Raw genomic sequence first — 23,399 nt, 5'->3', positions numbered from 1 at the left:
TCCCGTGCGGTGCGGCCGGTGCTCAGAATCCGTGGCCGGACGCCTCCGCAGCCGGGTGCGCCTGGTGCACGACGGCACCGGAGCGGCGGAGCGCGACGAAGGGGCGGCCCTCCTCCTGCCACTGCCCGGCCGCGCTCCAGCCGGCCGCGCGTGCGTGGCCCAGGAGCGCGCGTACGCCGACCCGGGCCCAGGGGAAGTCGGCACCGGCGCCGCCTCTGCCGTCGTCGACGCGGACGCGTACGCACTCGTCGACATCGACCGGGGCGGCCTCGGCCAGCAACAGCCCCTGAGGGGCGATGAGTTGTGCGGCCCTGCCGAGCAGGGTGCGCGGGTCGCCGCCGATGCCGATGTTGCCGTCGATGAGGAGCGCCGTACCCCAGCGCCCCTCCCCCGGCAGCCGGTCGAACACGGAGCGGCACAGCGCGGGCGCTCCGGCGCGTGCGGTGCGGGCGACGGCCGCGGGGCTGACGTCGACGCCGAGGGCCCGGTGGCCGAGACCGGCCAGTGCGGCGACCAGCCGGCCGGGGCCGCAGCCGATGTCCAGGACGGTCCCCTCGCACCGGGCGAGCACGGACATGTCGGCACGGTCGGCGCCCGCGCACCAGCGTTCCACGTCGAGCGGAAGGAGCCAGCCGTCGGCGCGGCGGAGGAACAGCGGGCCGCGTCCGGTGCGCAGGGCGTCGGTGTACGGATCGGACTGCCAGCAGCGGGCCCGCACGGGCGCGCTCACGTCCGGGCTCCGGTGCGGTGCGCGGACGGGGCGGCGGCAGGGACGGGAGCGGGTGCCGCGGCAGCGATGCCCGCGAAGGCTGCCGCGAAACCGCTGTGCGGAATGGCCGCGGCCACCGTCCGTACGTCGTCGGCGGTGTCGACGTCGCGCAGCTCGGGCAGATCACGGACGGCGAGCCCGGCATCGGTCAGCCTGGCCCGCTGGGCCGCGCCGGTCCCCGGGGTCGACATGGGAACGCCGCGGATCAGTTCGGGGCGGGGTTCCGCGAATCCGAGTGCCCAGAACCCGCCGTCGGCGGCCGGACCGAACCAGGCGTCGCAGCCGCTCCAGCCGCCGGGTCCGAGCACGGGGGCCAGCAGTGCGGGGGTGAGTTGCGGGGTGTCCATGCCGACGAGCAGTGCGGGGCCCGTACAGAGGGCGAACGCCGCGGCGAGCCGTTCGTCGAGTCCGCCGCCGCTCTGCGGTACGACCTCGATACCGGGCGGCAGCCACTTACCCGGCGCGCCTTCGAGCACCAGGATCCGGCGGCGGGCGGGGCAGTCCAGGACCGCTGTGAGCGTGTCGCTGAGCGCGGCCTCGGCGATCTGCGCCGCCTGCTGCGGGGTGTAGGGCGGCGTGAGCCGGGTCTTGACCCGGCCCGGCAGCGGCTCCTTGGCGATGACGAGCAGCGTGGTCATCGCACCGCCGTCACGGCGGGCGCGGGGCGGTTCAGTACGGAACGCATGTCGCCCACCGCCTGCCAGGTGCCCCGCCAGGTGCCCGTGACCTTGGACTTCCCGGTGCGCGGCCGGTAGGGCACGTCCTGCTCGGTGATCCGCCACCCCGCGTCGGCCGCTCGTACGACCATCTCCAGCGGGTAGCCGCTGCGCCGGTCGGTCAGTCCGAGGCCGAGCAGCGCCGTACGGCGGGCGGCGCGCATCGGGCCGAGGTCGCGCAGGCGCAGCCCGGTGCGGGTGTGCAGCATCCGGGAGAGCGCGTAGTTGCCCGCGCGGGCGTGCAGCGGCCAGGCGCCGCGCCCGGTGGGACGGCGGCGGCCCAGCACGAGGTCGGACTCGCCGTCAGTGACCCGGCGGACGAGGCCGGTCAGCAGCCCGGGATCCAGCGAGCCGTCGCAGTCGCAGAAGCACACCAGCTCAGCGGTCGCGGCGCGCAGGCCCGCGTGGCAGGCGGCGCCGAAGCCGCGGCGGGGTTCGTGGACGACGGTGGCCCCGAGGCCGGCGGCGATGGCGGCCGAACCGTCGGTCGAGCCGTTGTCGACCACGAGTGCCCGCCAGCCGGACGGGATGCGCTCCAGCACCCGGGGCAGCGCCCCGGCTTCGTCGAGGCAGGGGAGGACGACGTCCACCGCCATGGGGGGCACGGGGTTCGGGGGCCTCAGAGGCGTCAGGTCGGTCACGTCCCTCACCGTACGAAGCAAACGGAGCGCGATGGCTCTTCCGCTCCTTACGAAACGCGGACGTCCGCGCGCAACCACCCGGTCGACCGTCCGTTCGCCGCGCCTCGGTGACACGCTGGGGTCATGCAGAACCCGCACCCCGCCATCGCCCCGCCCCGCGTGCTGGTCGTCGACGACGACCCGACCGTCTCCGAAGTCGTCGCCGGCTACCTCGACCGGGCCGGGTACTCCGTGGACCGCGCGGCCGACGGCCCGGCCGCCCTGGAGTGCGCGGCGCGTTCCCGGCCCGATCTGGTGGTGCTCGATCTGATGCTGCCGGGCATGGACGGTCTGGAGGTGTGCCGGGTGCTGCGGGACCGCGGCCCGGTCCCGGTGATCATGCTGACCGCGCGCGGCGACGAGGACGACCGGATCCTCGGGCTCGAAATAGGCGCGGACGACTACGTCACCAAGCCGTTCAGCCCGCGTGAACTGGTGCTCCGCGTCGACTCGGTGCTGCGGCGCAGCCGTTCGGGCGGCGACCGGCCGGGGCCGCTGCTGCACGCCGCGGGGGTCACGGTGGATCCCGCGGCCCGGCGCGCCACCAAGGACGGACGCGAACTCGCCCTGACGCTGCGGGAGTTCGATCTGCTGGCCTATCTGATCGGACATCCGGGGCAGGCCTGCGGCCGGGAGCAGCTGATGCACGAGGTGTGGGGCTGGGAGTTCGGCGATCTGTCGACGGTCACGGTCCATGTGCGCCGGCTCCGCGGCAAGATCGAGGACGATCCCGCCGCACCGAGGCTGATCCGGACCGTGTGGGGGGTCGGGTACCGGTTCGAGGACGGTACGGGCCCCGGGAGCGCGGAGCCGGGTGGGGGCCTGGAATCCGGTGCGGGCGGGGGCTCGGATGCCGGTGCGGCCTCGGATGCCGGCACAGGCGCTGATGCCGGTGCGGGCGAGGCCCGGTCCGGGTCGGGAGAGGCGGGCGCGCGATGAAGGATCTGCTGCTGATCGCCCTGTACGCGTTCCTCGGCGCCGGTGCGGCCGGGCTGATCGGGGCCGGCGCCCTGTGGCGGCTGCGCCACCGCTCGGTCGCCCTGTCGCTCACGGTCATCTCGGCCGTCGCGGTGACCGCGATGCTCGCGGGGACGCTGGCGGTGGCCAGAGCGATGTTCCTGTCGCCGCACGACCTCAAGGTGGTGACGCTGGTGGTGGCGATGGCCGCCGTGGTCTCGCTGGCGACCGCGCTGCTGCTCGGCCGCTGGGTCGTCGCGGGCAGCAGGGCACTGACGCTGGCCACGCGGTCCTTCGGCGACGGGGGCGACTTCGCCGTACCGGGTGGGGCGCCCACCGCCGAACTGGCCGACCTGGGAAGGGAGCTCGCCGCGACGAGCGAGAAGCTGGCGGCGTCACGCCGCCGTGAGCAGGCACTTGAGACCTCGCGGCGTGAGCTGGTCGCCTGGATCTCGCACGATCTGCGGACTCCGCTCGCCGGGCTGCGGGCGATGTCGGAGGCGCTGGAGGACGGGATGGCCGCCGACCCGGAGCGCTACTTCCGGCAGATCCGCACCGAGGTGGACCGGATGAACACCATGGTCGGCGACCTCTTCGAACTGTCCCGCATCCATGCGGGGGCGCTCACGCTGACGCCGATCCGGATGTCCGTGTACGACCTGGTGGGCGACGCGCTGGCCGGGGCGGACCCGCTGGCCCGCGAGCACGGCGTCCGGCTGGAGGGGGGCGGGGTGGAGCCGCTGCCCGTCGATGTGGACGGCAAGGAGATGACCAGGGTCCTGGCCAATCTGCTGGTCAACGCCATCCACCGGACTCCGGCCGACGGCACGGTGGCGATCGCGGCCGAGCAGCGGGCCGGCTCCGTCGTCCTCTCGGTGACCGACGGCTGTGGCGGCATCCCGGAGGACGATCTGGCGCGGGTCTTCGACACCGGCTGGCGGGGCACCGAGGCCCGCACGCCCCCGGCGGGCGCCGGTCTCGGCCTGGCCATCGTGCGCGGCATCGTGGAGGCGCACGCCGGTCAGGCCGCGGTGCGCAACGTGACCGGCGGCTGCCGCTTCGAGGTCACCCTGCCCGCGGCTCGCTGATAGCCGGGCCGCTTGGACCAGGGACGACCGGCAGACGGCAGGACACCACCCGGAAACTGTTGTCGCTTCCCGGGTGGTGTCCTGACTGCCGGACCGGCGGTCAGTCGGTGCCGAACTCCATCGCGGCGCGGTCGAGCATCTGGTCGTCGTCGCCCTTGACCTTGCCGCGGGAGGCGATGACCTCGGCGCCGCCCTGCGGCATCGCGCCGATCAGCCCCGTCGATGCGGCCTGGGCGGCACCGATGAGCGTCTCGTGCGTGTTGCCGACGATGCCGAGATCCGCGTACTGCTCCAGCTTGGCGCGCGAGTCGGCGATGTCGAGGTTGCGCATGGTGAGCTGGCCGATCCGGTCCACCGGGCCGAACGCCGAGTCCTCGGTCCGCTCCATGGACAGCTTGTCCGGGTGGTAACTGAACGCCGGGCCCGAGGTGTTCATGACCGAGTAGTCCTCACCGCGCCGCAGCCGCAGCGTCACCTCTCCGGTGACCGCAGCGCCCACCCAGCGCTGCAGCGACTCGCGGATCATCAGCGCCTGCGGGTCGAGCCAGCGGCCCTCGTACATGAGGCGGCCGAGGCGCCGGCCCTCGTTGTGGTACTGCGCGACGGTGTCCTCGTTGTGGATCGCGTTGACCAGCCGCTCGTACACGGCGTGCAGCAGCGCCATGCCCGGGGCCTCGTAGATACCGCGGCTCTTGGCCTCGATCACCCGGTTCTCGATCTGGTCGGACATGCCCATGCCGTGGCGGCCGCCGATGGCGTTGGCCTCCATCACCAGGTCGACCGGGGTGGCGAACTTCGTGCCGTTGATCGTCACCGGGCGGCCCTGGTCGAAGCCGATCGTCACGTCCTCGGCGGCGATCCGGACCTCGGAGTCCCAGAACCTGACGCCCATGATCGGGTCCACGGTCTCGACGCCGGTGTCGAGGTGCTCCAGGGTCTTGGCCTCGTGGGTGGCGCCCCAGATGTTGGCGTCGGTGGAGTAGGCCTTCTCGGTGCTGTCGCGGTACGGGAGGTCATGCGCGACCAGCCACTCCGACATCTCCTTGCGGCCGCCGAGCTCGGTGACGAAGTCCGCGTCGAGCCACGGCTTGTAGATGCGCAGGTGCGGGTTGGCGAGCAGACCGTAACGGTAGAACCGCTCGATGTCGTTGCCCTTGAAGGTGGAGCCGTCGCCCCAGATCTGTACGTCGTCCTCAAGCATCGCCCGGACCAGCAGGGTGCCGGTGACGGCGCGGCCGAGCGGCGTCGTGTTGAAGTACGAGCGCCCGCCGGACCGGATGTGGAACGCACCGCAGGTGAGCGCGGCCAGGCCCTCCTCGACCAGCGCCGCACGGCAGTCGACCAGGCGCGCGATCTCGGCGCCGTAGGCCAGCGCCCGGCCCGGTACCGACGCGATGTCGGGCTCGTCGTACTGGCCGATGTCGGCGGTGTAGGTGCACGGGACGGCACCCTTGTCGCGCATCCACGCGACCGCGACGGAGGTGTCGAGGCCACCGGAGAAGGCGATGCCGACGCGCTCGCCGGTGGGCAGGGAGGTAAGAACCTTAGACATGGAAAGAGTATGCGGCATAACGCATGATCATGCAAAGCGGGTGTACTGAGCCCCGCTTCCGGCCGGCACGGTGAGACCGGCGGGGCGGGTCCGGCGGTCGCGGTGCCGGGGCGGCGGGGCGGGGCCCGCCGCCCCGGGAAACGCGGCGTGGCCTGGGCTTATGAGCGCTCGGAGGGTCACTGTCAGTGGGGCGCGGCAGACTGACGGTATCCACTGCACAACGTAGTCGGTGCAGTCGGCATAAACGGCGTACCGGAACGTACGAGAGGTGTCGTCATGACCGAGGTACTACTGACGGTGGGCACGCGCAAGGGTCTCTTCATCGGTCGCAGATCCGGCGGGGTCTGGCAGTTCGACGGCCCGCACTTCAACGCACAGGCGGTGTACTCGATCGCCATCGACACGCGTCACTCCCGGCCGAGAGTGCTGGTCGGCGGGGACAGCGCGCACTGGGGTCCGTCGGTGTTCCACTCCGACGATCTCGGGACGAGCTGGACCGAGGCGAAGAAGCCCGCGGTGAAGTTCCCCAAGGACACGGGCGCGTCGCTGGAGCGGGTGTGGCAGCTCCATCCGGCCGGGCCGGCCGCTCCGGACGTGGTGTACGCGGGCACCGAGCCCGCCGCGCTCTTCCGCTCCGAGGACCGGGGGGAGACATTCGAGCTGGTGCGGCCGCTCTGGGAGCACCCGACCCGGGCGAAGTGGGTGCCGGGCGGAGGCGGCGAGGCGGTGCACACGGTGGTCACCGACGGCCGCAGCGCCGACGCCGTGATGGTCGCGGTCTCCACGGCCGGGGTGTTCCGCACCCGGGACGGCGGCTCGGCCTGGGAGCCGTCCAACAGGGGCGTGTCGGCGGTCTTCCTGCCTGATCCCGAGCCGGAGTTCGGGCAGTGCGTCCACAAGATCGCCCAGGATGCCGGGGACCCGGACCGGCTGTATCTGCAGAATCACTGGGGGGTGTACCGCAGCGACGACGCGGGCTCCACCTGGGCCGACATCGGCGCGGGGCTGCCCTCCACCTTCGGCTTCGCGGTCGCCGCCCACCCGCACCGCCCCGGCACTGCCTATGTCTTCCCCATCACGGCCGACTCGGACCGCGTCCCGGCGGACCGCAAGTGCCGTGTCTACCGCACCAGTGACGCCGGAGCGAGCTGGGAGGCGCTCTCGGCCGGGCTGCCCGGCGGCGCGCACTACGGCACCGTGCTGCGCGACGCGCTCCGTACGGACGACGCAGACCCGGCAGGGGTGTACTTCGGCAACCGCAACGGCGAGGTGTACGCGAGCGCGGACGACGGCGACAACTGGCACCAGCTCGCCTCGCATCTGCCCGATGTGCTCTGTGTACGGGCGGCGGTGATCGCCTGACCGCACCCGGGGCGGCGGCGGTGCGGTCTGCCAGTAGAGTGACGCCCCGTGGCAGCACGACCGTTGAATGAAATTGTCGAAGCGGGGTGGGCGCAGGCGCTCGCTCCCGCAGCCGAACGGATCACGGCGATGGGCGAGTTCCTGCGCGCCGAGATCGCCGCGGGACGCACCTATCTGCCGTCCGGGGCGAACGTGCTGCGCGCGTTCCAGCAGCCGTTCGACGAGGTACGCGTGCTGATCGTCGGCCAGGATCCGTATCCGACGCCGGGGCACGCCGTCGGGCTGAGCTTCTCGGTGGCGCCCGATGTGCGTCCGGTGCCCGGCAGTCTCGACAACATCTTCCGCGAGATGCACGCGGACCTGGGCCTGCCCCGCCCCTCCAACGGTGATCTGACGCCCTGGGCCGAGCAGGGGGTCCTGCTGCTCAACAGGGCGCTGACCACGGCGCCGCGCAAACCGGCGGCACACCGCGGCAAGGGCTGGGAGGAAGTGACCGAGCAGGCCATCCGCGCCCTGGCCGCGCGGGGAAAGCCGCTGGTCTCGGTGTTGTGGGGCCGCGACGCCCGAAACCTCCGGCCCCTGCTGGGGAACCTTCCCGCGGTCGAGTCGTCCCACCCCTCCCCCATGTCGGCGGATCGCGGCTTCTTCGGTTCGCGCCCCTTCAGCCGTACCAACGACCTGCTGGTGCGCCAGGGTGCCCAGCCCGTGGACTGGCGACTGCCGTGACCTGGGTGCTGGGGGTGGACTCCGGCGGCTCCGGGCTCCGGGTCGCACTCGCCGCAGCGCCCGATCCGGCGCTCGCCGAATCCACCACCTCGGAGACCACAGCTTCCGGATCCACCGGCTCCGGGCAGCCCTCGGCCTTCGACTCCGTGGTGTCCCGGATTCCGGTACGCACCGGGCCCCGGGGTATCGAAGCGGCGCATCTGCTGGAGCAGTTGCTGCCCATGGCGGGGGAACTGCTCGGGCGCGCGGGCGGTGCCAGGGTGTCGGCGGTGGCGATCGGCGCCGCCGGGATGGCGACGCTCGGGGACGATCTGCGCGCGGAGCTGCCCGCGGCGCTGGAGCGATCCCTCGGTGTACGGCGGCTGGCGCTCGCCGCGGACGCGGTGACAGCCTACGCGGGAGCCCTGGGCCAGCGGCCCGGAGCTGTCGTCGCCGCGGGTACCGGGATGATCGCGCTGGGCACCGACCTCACCCGGTGGCGCAGGGCGGACGGCTGGGGGCATCTGCTGGGCGACTGCGGCGGCGGGGCCTGGATCGGCCGGGCCGGTCTGGAGGCCGGGATGCGCGCGCACGACGGACGGCGAGGTGGTTCGACCGCGCTCCTGGAGCGGCTGGAGGCGGTCTTCGGACCGGCGGCCGGTCTGCCGGGCGTCCTGTACCCGCGTTCGGACCGGCCAGCGGTGCTCGCCTCGTTCGCCCCGGAGGTGGCCCGGTGCGCCGGGAGCGACCCCGTGGCGGCCGCGATTCTGCGGGACGCGGCCCGGCAGATCGCCGAAGCCGCCGCCGCCGTCTGCCCGCCGGAGCCGTCGGGGTCACGCTCGGGCTGTGAAGTAGCCCTCACGGGTGGTCTGTTCAAGATGGGGGACCCTCTGCTCACTCCTGCCCACGAGGAGTTCGCCGCCCTGCTGCCCTACGCCAGACCTGTACCGGCGGCCGGGGATCCGCTGGTGGGAGCGGTACTGATCGCCTCCGCGCTCGCCACGGGGAGCCTCCGGCTGCCACCGCATCCACAGCTCTTGCGTGTCGTGGCGGAACAGGATACGCGACAGGGCCGAGACGCAACGGATAAATGAGGACAGACGCCGCGCGAACGCACCCTCCCCGAACAGCCGGGCCTGCAAAGCCAGTAGCATGCGGCGCCATGAGCTCCCCCAATGGGCCCGCATCCGGCCTGCCTGTACGAATGCCGCGACCTCGCCAGACCGGACGGCACCGCCGCCCGGAACCCGCGGTGGCTCCTGAGGGCGCGCCCGCGCTGGTTCTCGCTGTTCCCGGCACACCTTCCGCCGCTGTCCGCAGCCTGGCGGAAGAGGTTATTTCCATCGCCCGCTCCGAGCTGCCCGGCCTGGATGCCCGTATCGGTTACCTGGATGGCACCGACGACGAGTTTCCCGCCCTTGAGGCGGTCCTTTCCCACACCGCGGCCGAGCGGGTGGCGCGCTGTGCGCAGGCGAGGGCCGCCGGACGTGAGGTGGCCGAGCCGACGGGCGCCACCGCAGTCGTGGTGCCCCTGCTCGCGGGCCCCGACGCTGCCACCGAGCGGCGGATACGGCAGGCCGTGATGGACAGCACCACCGCCGCCGAGCTGACCGAGGTGCTGGGACCGCACCCGCTGCTCGCGGAGGGCCTGCATGTGCGTCTCTCCGAGGCCGGTCTCTCCCGCGCCGACCGGGCCAGGCTGTTCACGGTCGCCACCGCCGCCGACGGCATCATCCTGGCGACGGTCGGCGGCGACGAGGCGGTGCAGGCCGCCGGGATCACCGGAATGCTGCTGGCCGCACGACTGGCCGTACCGGTGATGGCCGCCGCACTCGATGTGGACGGTTCGGTCTCCGCGATCGCGGAGCAGCTGCGGGGTTCGGGATCGGCCCAGCTGGCGCTCGCGCCGTACCTGATCGGCCCCGAGGTCAGCGAGGAGCTGCTGGCCGGGGCCGCCAAGGAGGCGGAGTGCGCCGCTGCCGAGCCGCTCGGCGCCTACCCCGCGGTCGGCAAGCTGGTCCTCTCGAAGTACACGACCGCGCTGGGCATCACCCCGCAGCAGCCGTCCCAGGGAGCCCCGGTCGGCTGACCTGCGGAACGAACACGGCCACGTACGGGAAGGGTCCGCACCGGGGCAGCACGGAGTGCCGGTGCGGGCCCTCCGTACGTCCCGCTCCGGTGCCCCCAGCTGTCACCGGGAACCGGAGCAGGGGCACCGGAGCAGGACCGTCGGGGCAGCGCTGCCGGAGCAGTCAGGCGAACACCACGCACGAGGCGGCGGCCACCTGCACGGAGCCGGCGCGGTGCGGAATCCCCGTCCGCGGGTCGATGTCGAACCAGGTCACGTCCCCCGAGTGCTCATTGGCCGCGTACAGCCGCCGCCCCCCGGGGTCCACGACGAGATCGCGCGGCCACCGGCCGCCGCAGTCCACCGTGGTGGTCAGGACGGGCTTCTCCCGGCTCTCGTCGAGGGCGAGGACCGAGATGCTGTCCTGGCCCCGGTTCGCCGCCCAGACGAAGCGTCCGCCGGGTGCGACGGCCACTCCCGAGCCGTAGCTCTCCCCCGTCGCGCCCCCGGGCAGCAGCCGGGTCCGGCCGACCGGCTCCAGCGTGCCCGCCCCGGCGTCCCACCGGCAGACCGTGAGCGTGGGCTCCAGCTCGTTCAGGACGTAGACATGCGCCCCCGCCGGGTGGAACGCCAGGTGGCGGGGCCCGCTGCCGGGCCGCAGCGCGGTCTCCCCGTGCACCGTCAGCGCGCCCGTGGCGCCGTCCAGCGCGCAGACCCGTACGGAGTCGGTCCCGAGGTCGACGCTCAGCACCCAGCGCCCCGAGGGGTCCCGCTTCACCTGGTGGGCGTGCGGGCCCTCCTGGCGAGCCGGGTCCGGTCCCCTGCCCTCGTGCCGCAGTACGTGAACGGGCGCGTCCAGCCCGCCGTCCATGGCACGGACGGGCAGCACGCTGACACTTCCCGAGCTGTAGTTGGCCGTGACGACATGCCCGCCCGTGAGGACGAGGTGGGTCGGGTCGGCGCCGCCCACGGCGACCGGCTCACCGATCAGCCGGGGCCGCGCTCCGGTGATGTCGAAGGCCGCCGCAGCGCCCTCGCCGGTCTCCGAGACGGCGTAGAGGACCGAGCCGCCGGGGGCCGGGGCGAGGAACGAGGGGTTCGGCAGCGTGTCCACCGCGCCCAGCAGGGTCAGCGCCCCCGCCCCGTCCACCGTTGCGGCGACGAGCCCCGGTCCCCCCGCCGCGGTGAATGACCCGATGAACGCCCGCCCGGCGCCTGTGGTGACCACCGTGCTCCCCTCTCCGACGGCGCCCGGTCCGTGTGTGGCCGGGCTCCGGCAGACGGTAGCAGGAGCGGTCTGGACCAATTCGGGCGCGCCGCCGCACGGTCAGGACAGCACGCGGCGGCGGAAGTTGCGCAGCCCGAGGGTGAGGAAGAGCGCACAGAACCCGGCGAGCACCGGATAGACGATGTACAGGTGCATGTGGGACACGTCCGTGAAGCCGGCCCGCATCCCCTCGCTCATATAGATCAGCGGGTTGACCAGCACCAGCACCTGGAGCCAGTGGAAGCCTCCCACCTGTACCGGAGCCAGTTTGGTCCACTGGTAGTAGGTGCCGCCGAGGAAGACGAGCGGCAGCACGACGAAGCCGAACATCACGCCGATGTTCCTCGGCTCGAACGTGGTGCCCAGGAGCAGTCCGAGTGAGGTCATCGTGAGGCAGGACAGCGGGATCAGGGTGACCACGATCCACCAGTGGATGCTGAGTTGGGGGTGCACGCCCGGTGCGTGCACGACGGCCGCGATGGGCAGCACGATGACCGCCGAGATCAGCCCCTGAGCCGACCCGGACAGCACTCTCGCCACCGCCACCAGCCAGATCGGGCACGGGGCCTGCACCCGGTCCTCGATCTCCCGGGTGAAGCCGAACTCCTGGGACATCTGGATGGCGACCGACTGGATGCCCTGGAACATGATCGCGATGGACACCACCCCCGGGACCAGCACGGTGGCGAACGCCGACTCCCCCTTGGCGCCGCCGCCCGATCCGATGCCCTGGCCGATGAGCGGGAACACGTACAGGAACACGAAGACCAGCAGGAACGGCTGCATGACGGTCCGGCCCGCGAACTCGCCGAAGCTCTTCATCAGGACGGTCAGATCCCGCTGGATCAGCGCGCTCAGCGCGGAGCGGCTGGAGGCGGCGGCCGACCGGGCGGGCCGTACGCCGATGGGGTGCCCGGACGGGCCCGCGGACGGAACGTCCCCGGGCGGCGGGACGGCACTCGACGCAGCCATCAGTCCCTCAGCTCCTGTCCGGTCAGGCTGATGAACACCGTTTCCAGGGTGCTCTCGGCGATCGAGAGGTCGACCAGCTCGAACCCACCGGCCTCCGCGCTCGTGACGACCCGCGGCAGCAGCCGTTCGGCGCCCTTGACCTGGAGCTCGACGGCTCCGTCGACCAGCCGGGTGCGGACGACGCCCGGGATGTCACTGTTCAGCCGGGCCGCCAGGCCGTCCTGGCTGCCGCTGGTGGCGACCGTGACCACGGCGTCGGCGCCGAGCCCCTGCTTGAGGGCGGCAGGCGTGTCCAGGGCGAGGATCCGGCCGTGGTCGATGATCGCCACCCGGTCGCAGAGGTGGTCGGCCTCGTCCATGTTGTGCGTGGTGAGCAGAATCGTCTGGCCGTCGGCGATCAGCCCGTCCAGCGCCTCCCAGAGGGCCAGTCTGCCCTGCGGGTCCAGCCCGGCCGTCGGCTCGTCGAGGAAGAGCACGGCGGGACGGTGGAAGATCGCGCGCGCCACCATCAGACGCTGCGCCATCCCGCCGGACAGGGCGAACACCGACGCCTTGCCCCAGCGGGACAGATGGAACTGTTCGAGGAGTGCGTCGGCGGTACGGCGCGACTCCCGGCGCGGGATGCCGAACAGCAGGCCGTGGAAGTACAGGTTCTCCCACACCGTCAGCGAGCGGTCCAGTGTGTTCTGCTGGCTGACGACGGCGATGAGCTGCTTGGCCAGCGTCGGTTCCGCGACCACGTCGATGTCACCGATGTACGCCGACCCCGCCGTCGGCACCACCCGGGCGGTCAGCATGCCGACGGTGGTGGTCTTGCCCGCCCCGTTGGGCCCGAGCAGTCCGAAGATCTCGCCCTGGCACACCCGGAGATCGAGGCCGTCCACCGCGGGGGTCTGCGTCTTGGGGTAGGCCTTGGTGAGGCCGGCGGCCCGGATGACTGTGGCGCTGCCGTGCGCCGGGCTGTTCTGCTGCCCCCGGTCAGCCCGGTCAGCAGGATCGGTCATCGTCTCGGCAGCGGGGGCACGTGGAGGGGATGGGCGGACGCGTCGGCGAGCGCCAGGCGTTCCTGGTCCGCCTGGTAGTCGGCCTGCTCCACCCGGCCGGCCAGCAGATCGGCGGGGCGGGGGTGCCGTGGGTGTTCCGCCGGGGGCCGCTGGGGCCCGAAGCGCTGTGCTAGGTAGCTGCCGATGGCCCTGGCCGAGCCTGTCACCAGCCGTATGAGGTGTCTGAACACGGTGAGGATGGCTGTGGACATACCGCATCTCCTTTCAGGACCGCCGGCCCGCGCACCCGGGGGTGCACGAGGCGGATTCACGGCGCGTGTCCATGAGGGCGGCCGGCTCGCACCGGTCCGGCCGGACAGCCGCACGCCGCCCTGAAAGTCGTGGATCAGCCTGATGTGCAACCCCGTTGCGTCCGCTCGGCGGATACGGCGGGCATATCAGGCACTGACATCTCTCATGGAACCACGCAAGCCGGTCCCCGGCATCCGGCGTCGCTCCGGGCCGGTCCGGCGGCGGGCCCTTCACGCAACGCGGCCGCCCCGGCCGGCGGGATGCCGGCCGGGGCGGCCAGGGTGCGGGTCGGCGGCCGGCCGCCGCTGGGGCGGCCGGTCTGCCGGACGTCAGCCGAGCGTCGCGATGGCCTGGTTGAAGGTCGCCGACGGGCGCATGACGGCCGATGCCTTCTCCGGGTCGGGCTGGTAGTAGCTGCCGATGTCAGCCGGGGAACCCTGGACCGCGATCAGCTCGCCGACGATGGTCTGCTCCTGCTCACCGAGCGTCTTGGCGAGCGCCGAGAACGCCCCGGCGAGCTGTGCGTCGTCGGTCTGCGCTGCCAGCTCCCGGGCCCAGTAGAGCGCCAGGTAGAAGTGGCTGCCGCGGTTGTCGATGCCACCGAGCTTGCGGCTCGGCGACTTGTCCTCGTTGAGGAACGTGCCGGTCGCGCGGTCGAGCGTGTCCGCGAGGACCTGGGCGCGTGCGTTGCCCGTCGTCTGCGCGAGGTGCTCGAAGCTGACCGCCAGCGCGAGGAACTCACCCAGGCTGTCCCAGCGCAGGTAGTTCTCCTTGACGAGCTGCTGGACGTGCTTCGGCGCGGAACCGCCGGCGCCCGTCTCGAACAGACCGCCGCCGTTCATGAGCGGGACGACGGAGAGCATCTTCGCGCTCGTGCCCAGCTCAAGGATCGGGAACAGGTCGGTCAGGTAGTCGCGCAGCACATTGCCGGTGACGGAGATCGTGTCCTCGCCGCGGCGGATGCGCTCCAGCGAGAACGCGATGGCGTCCGCCGGCGTCATGATCTCGATCTGCAGACCGTCGGTGTCGTGCTCGGGGAGGTACGCCTTGACCTTCGCGATCAGGGCGGCGTCGTGCGCGCGTCCCTCGTCGAGCCAGAACACGGCCGGGGTGCCGGTCGCGCGGGCGCGGGTCACCGCGAGCTTGACCCAGTCCTGGATCGGCAGGTCCTTGGTCTGGCACATGCGCCAGATGTCACCGGCGCTGACGGCGTGCTCCAGTACGGCGTTGCCCTGGCCGTCGAGGACCCGCACCGTGCCGGTGACCGGGATCTCGAAGGTCTTGTCGTGGCTGCCGTACTCCTCGGCCTTCTGCGCCATCAGACCGACGTTGGGCACGGAGCCCATCGTCGACGGGTCGTAGGCGCCGTTGGCGCGGCAGTCGTCGATGACGACCTGGTAGATCCCGGCGTAGCTGCTGTCCGGGATGGTCGCCAGGGTGTCGGCCTCGCCGCCGTCCGGGCCCCACATGTGGCCGGAGGTACGGATCATGGCCGGCATGGACGCGTCGACGATGACATCGCTCGGCACATGCAGGTTGGTGATGCCGCGGTCGGAGTCGACCATCGCCAGGGACGGGCCCTCGGCCAGCTCGGCCTCGAAGGACTCCTTGATCTTCGCGCCCTCGGGCAGCGCGTCCAGGCCCTTGAGGATGCCGCCGAGACCGTCGTTGGGGGTCAGCCCGGCGGCGGCGAGTGCCGCACCGTGCTCGGCGAACGTCTTCGGGAAGAAGGCGCGCACCACGTGGCCGAAGATGATCGGGTCGGAGACCTTCATCATCGTGGCCTTCAGGTGCACCGAGAAGAGCACGCCCTCGGCCTTGGCGCGGGCGATCTGCGCCGTGAAGAACTCACGGAGCGCGGCCACGCGCATCACCGAGGCGTCGACGACCTCGCCGGCCAGCACGGGTACCGACTCGCGCAGGACGGTGGTGGTGCCGTCGTCCCCGGCCAGCTCGATGCGGAGCGAGCCGTCCTCGCCGATGACGGCGGACTTCTCGGTGGAGCGGAAGTCGTCGCCGTCCATGTGGGCGACGTTCGTCTTCGATTCGGACGACCAGGCGCCCATCCGGTGCGGGTGGGCCTTGGCGTAGTTCTTCACCGATGCCGGGGCGCGGCGGTCCGAATTGCCCTCGCGCAGCACCGGGTTGACGGCGCTGCCCTTGACCTTGTCGTACCGGGCGCGGACGTCCTTGTCCTCGTCGGTCTGCGGGTCGTCCGGGTAGTCCGGCAGCGCGTAGCCCAGCTTCTGCAGCTCCGCGATGGCGGCCTTCAGCTGGGGGATGGACGCCGAGATGTTCGGCAGCTTGATGATGTTCGCGCCGGGCGTCCTGGCCAGCTCGCCGAGCTCGGCGAGTGCGTCCTCGACCCGTCGGCTCTCGTCAAGACGATCGGGGAAACTGGCGATGATCCGCCCCGCGAGAGAGATGTCACGGCTCTCCACGGTCACACCGGCCGTCGAGGCGTACGCCTGGATCACCGGCAGGAACGAATACGTCGCCAGGGCCGGGGCCTCGTCGGTATGTGTATAGATGATGGTCGAGTCAGTCACCGGGTGCTCCGCTCCACGTCTGCAACATTGCTCGACATCAAGATATCTCCTGAGCGCCCCCCTCTCGACAGGGCCCCGCCCCCGGGGCGACGGAGCCGCACGCATCCGGCCGCGGGCGGCTGCGCCCCGGCAGAGGAGCGGCAGGCGCCCGGGGAGCAGAGCCGGGGCGCCCCGGGAGGGCCGGGAACTGCCCTCTTGGCATCCTGGGAGGGATGAGCACACCCAGCGCAGCTCCGGTCATTTTCGATCTCGATGGCACCCTCGTGGACAGCGAGCCGAACTATTTCGAAGCCGGCCGCCAGGTTCTCGCGGAGCACGGTGTGCTGGATTTCAGCTGGCAGCGGCACGCCCCTTGCATCGGGACCGGCACCAGGGAGACGCTGGACTCCCGTGCCACGGCGGCCCGGCCCTGATCGGGTCCCGTGAGGGGCGGGCCTCCCGGAAGCACACCCGTCAGCCGGCGGCGTCGCACCGCCGGTACACATGGGCTTTCTCGCCCGCAGGGCTCACCTCGCGGTCGCGCAGCGTGACCGAGAGCTTCCTGCCCCAGGAGTGGCAGGCCCGGTCGAAGTCCTTGGTTCCGTACTCGATGTCGAAAACCCTGCCCCGGTAGGCGTCGGCGAACTCGGTGCACTCCTGGTAGCGGCCGCACTCCTCGACGACGGCGAAGTCGAACCCGATGCGGTGGCGCAGGCCCAGCAGGTCGGTGGTGTTCTTCTGGGCGACGGCGAGGCCCTGCCGGTGCGCCCGCGCGGCCAGCAGGGTGGCGAAGGACGCCGCGTCGTCGGCGGTGAGCAGATGGTCGGAGCGCTCGTACGAGTCGAGGTTGTCGGGCTCCACCGCGTCGAACCCGGCGTCGGCGCAGCCGTCGATCCAGCGGCCGACGATGCCCGCGAGCTTCTCCCGCTTGGCGGCGCCCGAGATGTCGAGGAGGGGCTCCTGCCAGTCCTCGTCGACGACCGGCTTGCCGTGGCGGTCGTGCAGCAGCAGGTCGGGGTGGTGCTTGTGCCACCAGCCGACAGCGCCACCGGGCTGCGTCTGGAAGGCGTTGACGTAACAGATGTTGTAGAGCCCCGGTACGGGATCCGCGGTGCGGTCCCGGGAGACCGCGCGCACCCCGGCGGGCGGCCGGTACGGACCGCCCAGCTGGTAGTCGAAGGCCGCCCGGGCCGGGGGCTTGTGCACGCCGCCGTCCCGTGCGGAGCCCGAAGCGGCCGGGGAGGAGGCGCCGTTGGGGTCGCCGGAGGAGCATCCGGCGGCGAGGACCATCAGCAGCGGGGCGAGGACACGGGCGGCGCGGCGGAACACGGCAGGCACGTAGGGACTTTCGGGAGGGGACGGGGGAAAGTGATTGGATCATGCAAGCCGCCCCCGCGGCGAACGGACCCCTCAGAGCCCGGCGCCGTCCATCGCCTCCAGCACCTTGTCCGCGGTGATCGGGAGCGAGCGCATCCGGACGCCGGTGGCGTGGTAGAAGGCGTTACCGACCGCTGCCGCCGTACCGACAATGCCGATCTCGCCGATTCCCTTGCTCCCCATCGGATTGAGGTGCTCGTCCCGCTCCTCGATCCAGTGCGCCTCGATGTCGCGGATGTCGGCGCAGACGGGCACGTGGTACGAGGCGAGATCGCTCTCCACGAAGGCACCGGACGCGGGGTCGACGGTGCTGCCCTCGGTGAGGGCCATCCCGATGCCCATCACCATGCCGCCGATGAACTGTGCCCTGGCCGTACGGGAGTTGAGGATGTGTCCGGCCGCGTACACGCCCAGCATCCGCCGGACCCGGACCTCGCCCGTCACCGTGTCCGCCTCCACCTCCGCGAAGTGGGCCCCGAAGGCGTGCCTGGCGTAGGGCACCGGCTCTCCGGCCTGTCCGCTGGTGTCGGCGGTGGCGTCCAGGCCATCGGCAGGGACCGCTCCCCCGTGTTCACCGAGCCTTGCCGCGAGCGAGGTGCAGGCCTGGTGGACCGCCCAGCCCCAGGACGCGGTGCCCGAGGAACCGCCGGCGAGAGAGGCGCTGGGCAGATCGCTGCTGCCGATGTCGACGGCCACCCGGGCCAGCGGTACGTGCAGCACGTCGGCGGCGATCTGCGCCAGGACCGTACGGGCGCCCGTACCGATGTCGGTGGCGTTGATCCGTACCAGAAAGGTGCCGTCGGGCGCCGCGTGCGCGGTCGCCCGGGACGGGGAGACCAGGACGGGGTAGGTCGCGGCGGCGACACCGGTTCCGGCCAGGAGCGCGCCGTCGCGCCGTACACCGGGGCGCGGATCCCGGTCGTTCCAGCCGAAGCGGCGCGCGCCTTCCCGCAGGCACTCGGTGAGATGCCGACTGCTGAACGGGAGGCCGCTGTCCGGCTCGGTGTCCGGCTCGTTCCGCAGCCGCAGTTCCACCGGGTCCAGGCCGGTCGCGACGGCGAGTTCGTCCATCGCGGATTCCAGCGCGTACATGCCGGGAGCCTCGCCGGGCGCCCGCATCCAGGAGGGGCTCGGCACATCGAGGGCCGCGACGCGATGGGTCGTCAGGCTGTGCGGTGAGCGGTACATGACCCGCCCGGGAACGGCGGCCTGCTCCACGAACTCCTTGATCCGCGAGGTGTGCGTGATCACCTCGTGCGCCAGGGCGGTGATGACACCGTCGTCGCCCGCCCCCAGCCGCACACGTTGCAGGGTGGGGGCGCGGTGCCCGACCATCGCGGGCATCTGCCGCCGGGGAAGGGCCAGCGTCACGGGGCGCCCGGTGTGCAGGGCGGCCATGACGGCGAGCACCACATGGGGGCGCGGGGTGCCCTTGGATCCGAACCCGCCGCCGACGTGCTGGGAGACGACCGTGATGTCGCGCTCCGGCACGGCGAACAGGGTGGCGAGGGCCTCGCGGACGGCTGTCGCACCCTGGCTGGAGTCGTGCACGGTCAGATGCCCGCCGGTCCACTCGGCGGTGCTGGCGTGCGGCTCCATGGGATGGTTGTGCAGCGGGGACACGGTGTACGACACGTCGATGCGGACCGGAGCCGCGGCGTGAGCGGTGGCGAAGTCACCGCGCTCCCGGTAGGCGGGGTGGCCTCCGTTGGCGGTCTCCGGCGCGTAGATCGTGGGGTCGCCGGCCTTCAGGACGGACTCGTGGGAGCCCCTCTCGTACTCCACCCGCACGGCGTGCGCCGCGGCCCGGGCCCCCGCGAGGGTCTCGGCCACGGCGAGGGCGACAGGCCAGCCGTAGTGCGGCACCCGGTCGTTCTGCAGAACGGCCAGGGCCGGGTCGTCGGTGGTGCCCAGCCGGGGCGCGTTGCCCGCGGTGAGTACGGCGACGGTGCCGGGCAGCGCCAGGGCGTCCTCGGTGTGTACGGCACGGACCCGGCCCGAGGCGATCGCGGCCGGGACCGGCCAGGCGTGCAGACGGCCGGACGGGGCGTGCTCGGCCGCGTAGACCGCGGTGCCGGTGACTTTCGCCCGGCCTTCGCGGCGGCTGACGGGGGTGCCGGTCATGGGCACTTCGGACACGGGCCATGCGGTCACGGGCAGTCGGGGGTTCACGGGGTGCTCTCCTCCTCAGCCGCGGTCCGCGAGACGGCCCAGGGTGTCGACCGCCAGACGGCGGGCGAGCCTCACCTTGAAGGCGTTGCCGGACAGCGGTGCGGCCTGTGCCAGTTCGGCCTCGGCGGCGCGCAGATAGGTGTCCTCGCCTGCCGGTGCTCCGACGAGGAGCGCCTCGGCGGTCACCGCGCGCCAGGGTTTGTGTGCGACGCCGCCGAAGCAGAGGCGCGCGTGGCGGATCAGCCCGTCGTCGCCGACGGCCAGGACGGCGGCGACGGAGACGAGCGCGAAGGCGTACGAGGACCGGTCGCGCGCCTTGCGGTACGCGGAGGGCATCCCCCCGGACGACGCCGGGACCACCACCGAGGTGATCAGCTCTCCGGGCCGGATGACGGTGTCCTGCTGGGGGCGGTCGCCGGGAAGGCGGTGGAAGTCGGCCACGGGGACCTTCCGTTCGCCTCCGGGGCCGACGAGTTCGATTTCGGCGTCGAGGGCCGCCAGGGCGACCGCCATGTCGGAGGGATGGGTGGCCACGCAGTGCGCGGAGTGGCCGAGCACGGCGTGGTCACGGTTGACGCCGTCGAGCGCCCCGCAACCGGAGCCCGGTTCGCGCTTGTTGCAGGGCTGCCCGGTGTCCTGGAAGTACGGGCAGCGGGTCCGCTGGAGGAGGTTGCCCCCGGTGGTGGCCATGTTGCGGAGCTGGCCCGACGCACCGGACAGCAGGGCCTGGGCCAGGACGGGCAGGTCGCGGCGCACCGCCGGATGCGCGGCGAGGTCGCTGTTGCGCACGGTCGCCCCGATCCGGAGCCCGCCGCCGGGCAGTTCGCTGACGGTGTCGAGGGGCAGCCCGCTGACGTCGACGAGGGTGCCGGGGGCCTCCACACCGAGTTTCATGAGGTCGACGAGATTGGTACCGCCGCCGAGGAAGCGGGCGTCCGGCAGCGAGAGGAAGTGGTGCACGGCGTCCTCGGTGCTGCGGGCCCTGACATAACCGAACGGCTTCACGCGATCACGTCCGCGACGGCTTCGACGATACGGGGATAGGCGCCGCACCGGCACAGATTGCCGCTCATCCGCTCCCGGATCTCGTCCGGGGTGAGCTCGGCGGGTCCCTCGTCGGCGAGGTCGGCCGCCGCCGTGACGTGGGAGGGGTGGCCAGCGGCGGCTTCGGCCAGCACGCCGACCGCCGAGCAGATCTGCCCCGGGGTGCAGTAGCCGCACTGGAATCCGTCACGGTCCAGGAAGGCCTCCTGGACGGGGTGCGGGGCGCCGGCGGAAACGAGGCCCTCGATGGTGGTGATGGGGGCGTCCTGGTGGGCGACGGCCAGCAGCAGGCAGCTGTTGGCCCGGCGTCCGCCGACCAGCACCGTGCAGGCGCCGCACTGCCCGTGGTCGCAGCCCTTTTTCGCACCCGTGAGCCCGATCTCGTCCCTGAGGGCGTCCAGGACCGTGGTGCGGTGGTCGAGTTCCAGGGTGTGCGCCGTCCCGTTGACCCGCAGGGTCACGGTCGACCACACGGGCGTCTTCCCTGCCGGGTCGCGCGGCCGGGGCCGTCCGGTGCTCGGCTGCATACGTGTTTCACACCCTTTCTGCGGTGGGTCACGGATCGGTCCGTGCGCCCGGAGGGTGCGTGGGGTGACCGGATCCACTCGCCGGATCCGGCACACGCGCCGAACGGCCGCCGCTCCCACTTGATGCCACGGAGCCACCACATGCCACTGGACGCAGTCCGTGCGGGGCACGGGCCCGGGATCACGGGGTACGTACGGGGGCAGCGGCCGCCCGCCCACTGCTCCGGCTCAGGTCGGGACGGTGAACTCCCGCAGGATCTCGATCACCTCGCCGTCGGAGGTCTGGTCGAACTGCTCGTACCACTGCCCGACCGCCTGGAAGAGTGCCGGCTGCTGGAGGCAGATCACATCGTCGGCCTCCTGGCGCAGCGCCGCGGTGCCGTCGGCCGCGCCCACGGGGACCGCCAGGAGCAGACGGCCGGGTGCCTGGCGGCGCAGATGACGCACGGCCGCGCGTGCCGTGACGCCGGTGGCGAGTCCGTCGTCGACGAGGATCACGGTTCGGCCCTCGCACACGAGTGGCGGCCGGCCGTGCCGGTAGAGGTCTTCCCGGCGGTGGAGTTCGGTGCGCTCGCGGGCGACGGTGGAGGCGAGCGCGTCCTCGCTCAGGCCGAGCCACCGCAAGGACCGCGAGTCGAACAGCGGCGGGTCATCGCCGGCGATCGCTCCGACCCCCGTCTCCGGCTGTCCCGGTGCGCCGATCTTCCGTACGACGAGCACGTCCAGCGGCGCTTCCAGGGCCCGGGCGACCTCCGCGGCGACGGGCACACCGCCACGTGGCAGCCCCAGCACCAGGGGGCGGACGAGGCCGTCGGCGGCCACTGATGCGAGGAGCGCGGCGGCGAGGTCCCGCCCGGCTTCCCGGCGGTCGCGGAATCGCATGATCCTTCCTCTCTCCCATGGGCTGCGACAGCTCCCGCAGCTCCGGGTATCGCTGATCGTGCGCGGGTGTCACATCCCGGTGGGCCACGTCTCCTCCTCGCCCGTGCCCAACGGAGCGCCGTGGAGCGGGGCGAGGGCCTGGCTGCGGTCGAGGAAGACGAAGGCGTCGTAGCGTTCACCGAGCACGGTGGGCACGTAGTTGCCGCGCTTCTCGGCATCCGGCCGGTAGACCACTCCGATGGCACGGTGGTCCCGCTCCTCGTCGAACCAGTCGGGGCTGTGGCCGGCCGGCACCCCCTGATGGACGCCCTCCGGGAAGACGAACAGTCCCGCACCGCCGGGAAGCGCCCGGTGCAGCAGTTCCTCCACGCTGTCGGTCCGCGCGGGAGGTACGCGCATCATGCTCGGGGGATCGCCCCAGTGGCCGGCGGCGATCACCGTTCCGTCGTAGGAGCCGAAACCGACCAGTACGACGCCTTCCGTGGCGTGGCGTTCGCGAACGATCTGGCCGAGACTGACCACTCCGGCCGCAGGCATGTCGGTGGCCCGTGCGTCTCCGACATGGGTGTTGTGTGCCCACACCACAGCCTTCGCGTCGGGACCATGGTGCTCCATGAGCCGGTCGAGGGTGTCAGCCATGTGGTGGTCACGGATGTTCCAGGACTCCGGGCCGCCGCCCACCATGGCCCGGTAGTAGCGTTCGGCGCCGGCCAGCACTTCCGCGTTCTGCCGTGCGGTGAATTGCGCGAAGCCGCCGTCTGCCGCCTCGGCGCCCTCCGTGAACTGCCTCAACCGCACCAGCAGGGTGAGGACTTCGCGCTCGCAACCGGACGGCACGAACCGGGTGGCGTGTGCGTAGGAGCGGGGATCCCCGGCGTACAGCTCGAAGCAGCGGTACGCCTCCAGTGCGCCCGCCGGCTCGGCCGGGGCATGTTCGTCGAGGTAGCCGATCACGGCGTCCAGCGACTCCCACAACGAGTAGACGTCCAGGCCGAAGAAGCCCACGCGTGAACTGCCGTGCGGCAGACCGGTGTTGTACTCGCGCAGCCACCGGGCGAAGCGGAGCACGTTGGTGTTGGCCCACATCCATGTCGGCCAGCGGCCGAACTCCATCAGCACATCGAGCGGGTCCTCCGGGGCGCCCGGCGCTGCCGTGACCGAGGAGTGAACGGCCTCGCAGTCCGGCCAGTCACCCTCGACCGCGACGAAGGAGAAGCCCTTCTCCTCGATCAGCCGACGCGTCAGTACCGCCCTCCAGCGGTAGTAATCGGCACTTCCGTGGGAGGCCTCGCCCAGCAGTACGTACCGTGCGTCACCGATCCGCTCCAGCAGCGGGTCGAGGGACGCGGGGCCGGTCAGCGGCTGGGCGCTCGCCTGGATCAGGTCCGCCCGGGGCTCCGTGTCCGACCGCCTGGAGGCCATGGCCGTTCCCTCTCGC

The 23,399-nt window shown here is 72.3% G+C and carries 21 protein-coding genes and 1 pseudogene; 7 read left to right on the top strand and 15 right to left on the bottom strand.

Features of this window, described 5'->3' with window-relative positions; all coding sequences use genetic code 11:
- Window positions 1-22: 22 nt before the first annotated feature.
- From OG385_RS30730 to OG385_RS30720, 3 genes are read right to left on the bottom strand one after another with little or no spacing between them, the layout of a single operon-like run.
- Window positions 23-730: a bifunctional 2-polyprenyl-6-hydroxyphenol methylase/3-demethylubiquinol 3-O-methyltransferase UbiG gene (locus OG385_RS30730; protein WP_266859675.1), complete on the bottom strand. Its 708-nt coding sequence runs from the start codon at window positions 728-730 to the stop codon at window positions 23-25.
- Window positions 727-1,407: a DUF2064 domain-containing protein gene (locus OG385_RS30725; RefSeq protein ID WP_266859673.1), complete on the bottom strand. Its 681-nt coding sequence runs from the start codon at window positions 1,405-1,407 to the stop codon at window positions 727-729. The genes OG385_RS30730 and OG385_RS30725 overlap by 4 nt, the downstream gene beginning before the upstream one ends.
- The gene (locus tag OG385_RS30720; RefSeq protein WP_266861269.1) at window positions 1,404-2,081 is read right to left on the bottom strand and encodes a glycosyltransferase family 2 protein; all 678 of its coding nucleotides are present in this window, start codon (window positions 2,079-2,081) and stop codon (window positions 1,404-1,406) included. The genes OG385_RS30725 and OG385_RS30720 overlap by 4 nt, the downstream gene beginning before the upstream one ends.
- A gap of 168 nt (window positions 2,082-2,249) precedes the next feature.
- On the opposite strand from OG385_RS30720, the gene OG385_RS30715 reads away from it, so the two are divergent.
- Together OG385_RS30715 and OG385_RS30710 are read left to right on the top strand one after the other, a co-directional pair.
- Entirely contained in the window at window positions 2,250-3,104 is an 855-nt protein-coding gene (locus OG385_RS30715; RefSeq protein ID WP_266859672.1) for a response regulator transcription factor, read from the top strand.
- A complete protein-coding gene (locus OG385_RS30710) occupies window positions 3,101-4,210 on the top strand; it encodes a sensor histidine kinase KdpD (RefSeq protein WP_266859671.1) in 1,110 nt (369 codons plus the stop codon). The genes OG385_RS30715 and OG385_RS30710 overlap by 4 nt, the downstream gene beginning before the upstream one ends.
- Before the next feature lie 100 nt (window positions 4,211-4,310).
- Here OG385_RS30710 and argG read toward each other — a convergent pair whose 3' ends face one another.
- The gene (gene argG, locus OG385_RS30705; protein WP_266859670.1) at window positions 4,311-5,762 is read right to left on the bottom strand and encodes an argininosuccinate synthase; all 1,452 of its coding nucleotides are present in this window, start codon (window positions 5,760-5,762) and stop codon (window positions 4,311-4,313) included.
- A gap of 276 nt (window positions 5,763-6,038) precedes the next feature.
- On the opposite strand from argG, the gene OG385_RS30700 reads away from it, so the two are divergent.
- The 4 genes from OG385_RS30700 (at window position 6,039) to OG385_RS30685 (ending at window position 9,918) form a co-directional block, all read left to right on the top strand.
- The gene (locus tag OG385_RS30700; protein ID WP_266859668.1) at window positions 6,039-7,124 is read left to right on the top strand and encodes a sialidase family protein; all 1,086 of its coding nucleotides are present in this window, start codon (window positions 6,039-6,041) and stop codon (window positions 7,122-7,124) included.
- A gap of 48 nt (window positions 7,125-7,172) precedes the next feature.
- Window positions 7,173-7,850, top strand: coding sequence for a uracil-DNA glycosylase (locus tag OG385_RS30695; protein ID WP_266859666.1), 678 nt, complete (start codon window positions 7,173-7,175; stop codon window positions 7,848-7,850).
- On the top strand, window positions 7,847-8,923 hold the full coding sequence (locus OG385_RS30690; RefSeq protein WP_266859664.1) for an N-acetylglucosamine kinase: 1,077 nt from the start codon (window positions 7,847-7,849) through the stop codon (window positions 8,921-8,923). Before OG385_RS30695 ends, OG385_RS30690 begins: the two co-directional genes overlap by 4 nt.
- 68 nt (window positions 8,924-8,991) lie before the next feature.
- Window positions 8,992-9,918: a sirohydrochlorin chelatase gene (locus tag OG385_RS30685; protein WP_266859662.1), complete on the top strand. Its 927-nt coding sequence runs from the start codon at window positions 8,992-8,994 to the stop codon at window positions 9,916-9,918.
- A 163-nt stretch (window positions 9,919-10,081) separates the two neighbouring features.
- Here OG385_RS30685 and OG385_RS30680 read toward each other — a convergent pair whose 3' ends face one another.
- The 5 genes from OG385_RS30680 to OG385_RS30660 form a co-directional block, all read right to left on the bottom strand.
- Complete coding sequence (locus OG385_RS30680; protein ID WP_266859660.1) at window positions 10,082-11,125, bottom strand: lactonase family protein; 1,044 nt, start codon at window positions 11,123-11,125, stop codon at window positions 10,082-10,084.
- A gap of 99 nt (window positions 11,126-11,224) precedes the next feature.
- Window positions 11,225-12,136: an ABC transporter permease gene (locus OG385_RS30675; protein ID WP_266859658.1), complete on the bottom strand. Its 912-nt coding sequence runs from the start codon at window positions 12,134-12,136 to the stop codon at window positions 11,225-11,227.
- Window positions 12,136-13,140, bottom strand: a complete 1,005-nt coding sequence (locus OG385_RS30670; RefSeq protein ID WP_266859656.1) for an ATP-binding cassette domain-containing protein — start codon at window positions 13,138-13,140, stop codon at window positions 12,136-12,138. The genes OG385_RS30675 and OG385_RS30670 overlap by 1 nt, the downstream gene beginning before the upstream one ends.
- Window positions 13,137-13,391, bottom strand: a complete 255-nt coding sequence (locus tag OG385_RS30665) for a hypothetical protein (protein WP_266859654.1) — start codon at window positions 13,389-13,391, stop codon at window positions 13,137-13,139. Before OG385_RS30665 ends, OG385_RS30670 begins: the two co-directional genes overlap by 4 nt.
- A gap of 369 nt (window positions 13,392-13,760) precedes the next feature.
- Complete coding sequence (locus OG385_RS30660; protein ID WP_266859652.1) at window positions 13,761-15,980, bottom strand: NADP-dependent isocitrate dehydrogenase; 2,220 nt, start codon at window positions 15,978-15,980, stop codon at window positions 13,761-13,763.
- A gap of 212 nt (window positions 15,981-16,192) precedes the next feature.
- Between OG385_RS30660 and OG385_RS30655 the strand changes: the two are divergent.
- Window positions 16,193-16,366, top strand: a pseudogene (locus OG385_RS30655) (HAD hydrolase-like protein); the annotation flags it as partial.
- A gap of 67 nt (window positions 16,367-16,433) precedes the next feature.
- Here OG385_RS30655 and OG385_RS30650 read toward each other — a convergent pair.
- The 6 genes from OG385_RS30650 to OG385_RS30625 all read right to left on the bottom strand — a co-directional run bounded on the left by OG385_RS30650 (window position 16,434) and on the right by OG385_RS30625 (window position 23,383).
- A complete protein-coding gene (locus OG385_RS30650) occupies window positions 16,434-17,297 on the bottom strand; it encodes an endo alpha-1,4 polygalactosaminidase (RefSeq protein ID WP_266859650.1) in 864 nt (287 codons plus the stop codon).
- Window positions 17,298-17,369: 72 nt separating this feature from the next.
- A complete protein-coding gene (locus OG385_RS30645; protein WP_266861268.1) occupies window positions 17,370-19,460 on the bottom strand; it encodes a xanthine dehydrogenase family protein molybdopterin-binding subunit in 2,091 nt (696 codons plus the stop codon).
- A gap of 63 nt (window positions 19,461-19,523) precedes the next feature.
- On the bottom strand, window positions 19,524-20,513 hold the full coding sequence (locus tag OG385_RS30640) for a xanthine dehydrogenase family protein subunit M (protein ID WP_266859648.1): 990 nt from the start codon (window positions 20,511-20,513) through the stop codon (window positions 19,524-19,526).
- Window positions 20,510-21,079 carry a 2Fe-2S iron-sulfur cluster-binding protein gene (locus OG385_RS30635; RefSeq protein ID WP_266859646.1) on the bottom strand — a complete coding sequence of 190 codons (570 nt, stop codon included), beginning with the start codon at window positions 21,077-21,079 and terminating at the stop codon, window positions 20,510-20,512. Before OG385_RS30635 ends, OG385_RS30640 begins: the two co-directional genes overlap by 4 nt.
- Window positions 21,080-21,307: 228 nt before the next feature.
- Window positions 21,308-21,961 carry a phosphoribosyltransferase gene (locus OG385_RS30630; protein ID WP_266859644.1) on the bottom strand — a complete coding sequence of 218 codons (654 nt, stop codon included), beginning with the start codon at window positions 21,959-21,961 and terminating at the stop codon, window positions 21,308-21,310.
- Between the two features lie 69 nt (window positions 21,962-22,030).
- Window positions 22,031-23,383 (bottom strand): erythromycin esterase family protein, encoded by a 1,353-nt coding sequence (locus OG385_RS30625; RefSeq protein WP_266859642.1) that lies wholly within the window; start codon window positions 23,381-23,383, stop codon window positions 22,031-22,033.
- Between the last annotated feature and the right edge of the window lie 16 nt (window positions 23,384-23,399).

Source organism: Streptomyces sp. NBC_01306, from assembly GCF_026340465.1.
Classification (GTDB): Bacteria; Actinomycetota; Actinomycetes; order Streptomycetales; family Streptomycetaceae; genus Streptomyces.
Note: the sequence above shows the minus strand (reverse complement) of the source record. Positions and strands in the feature narration are given on the sequence as shown.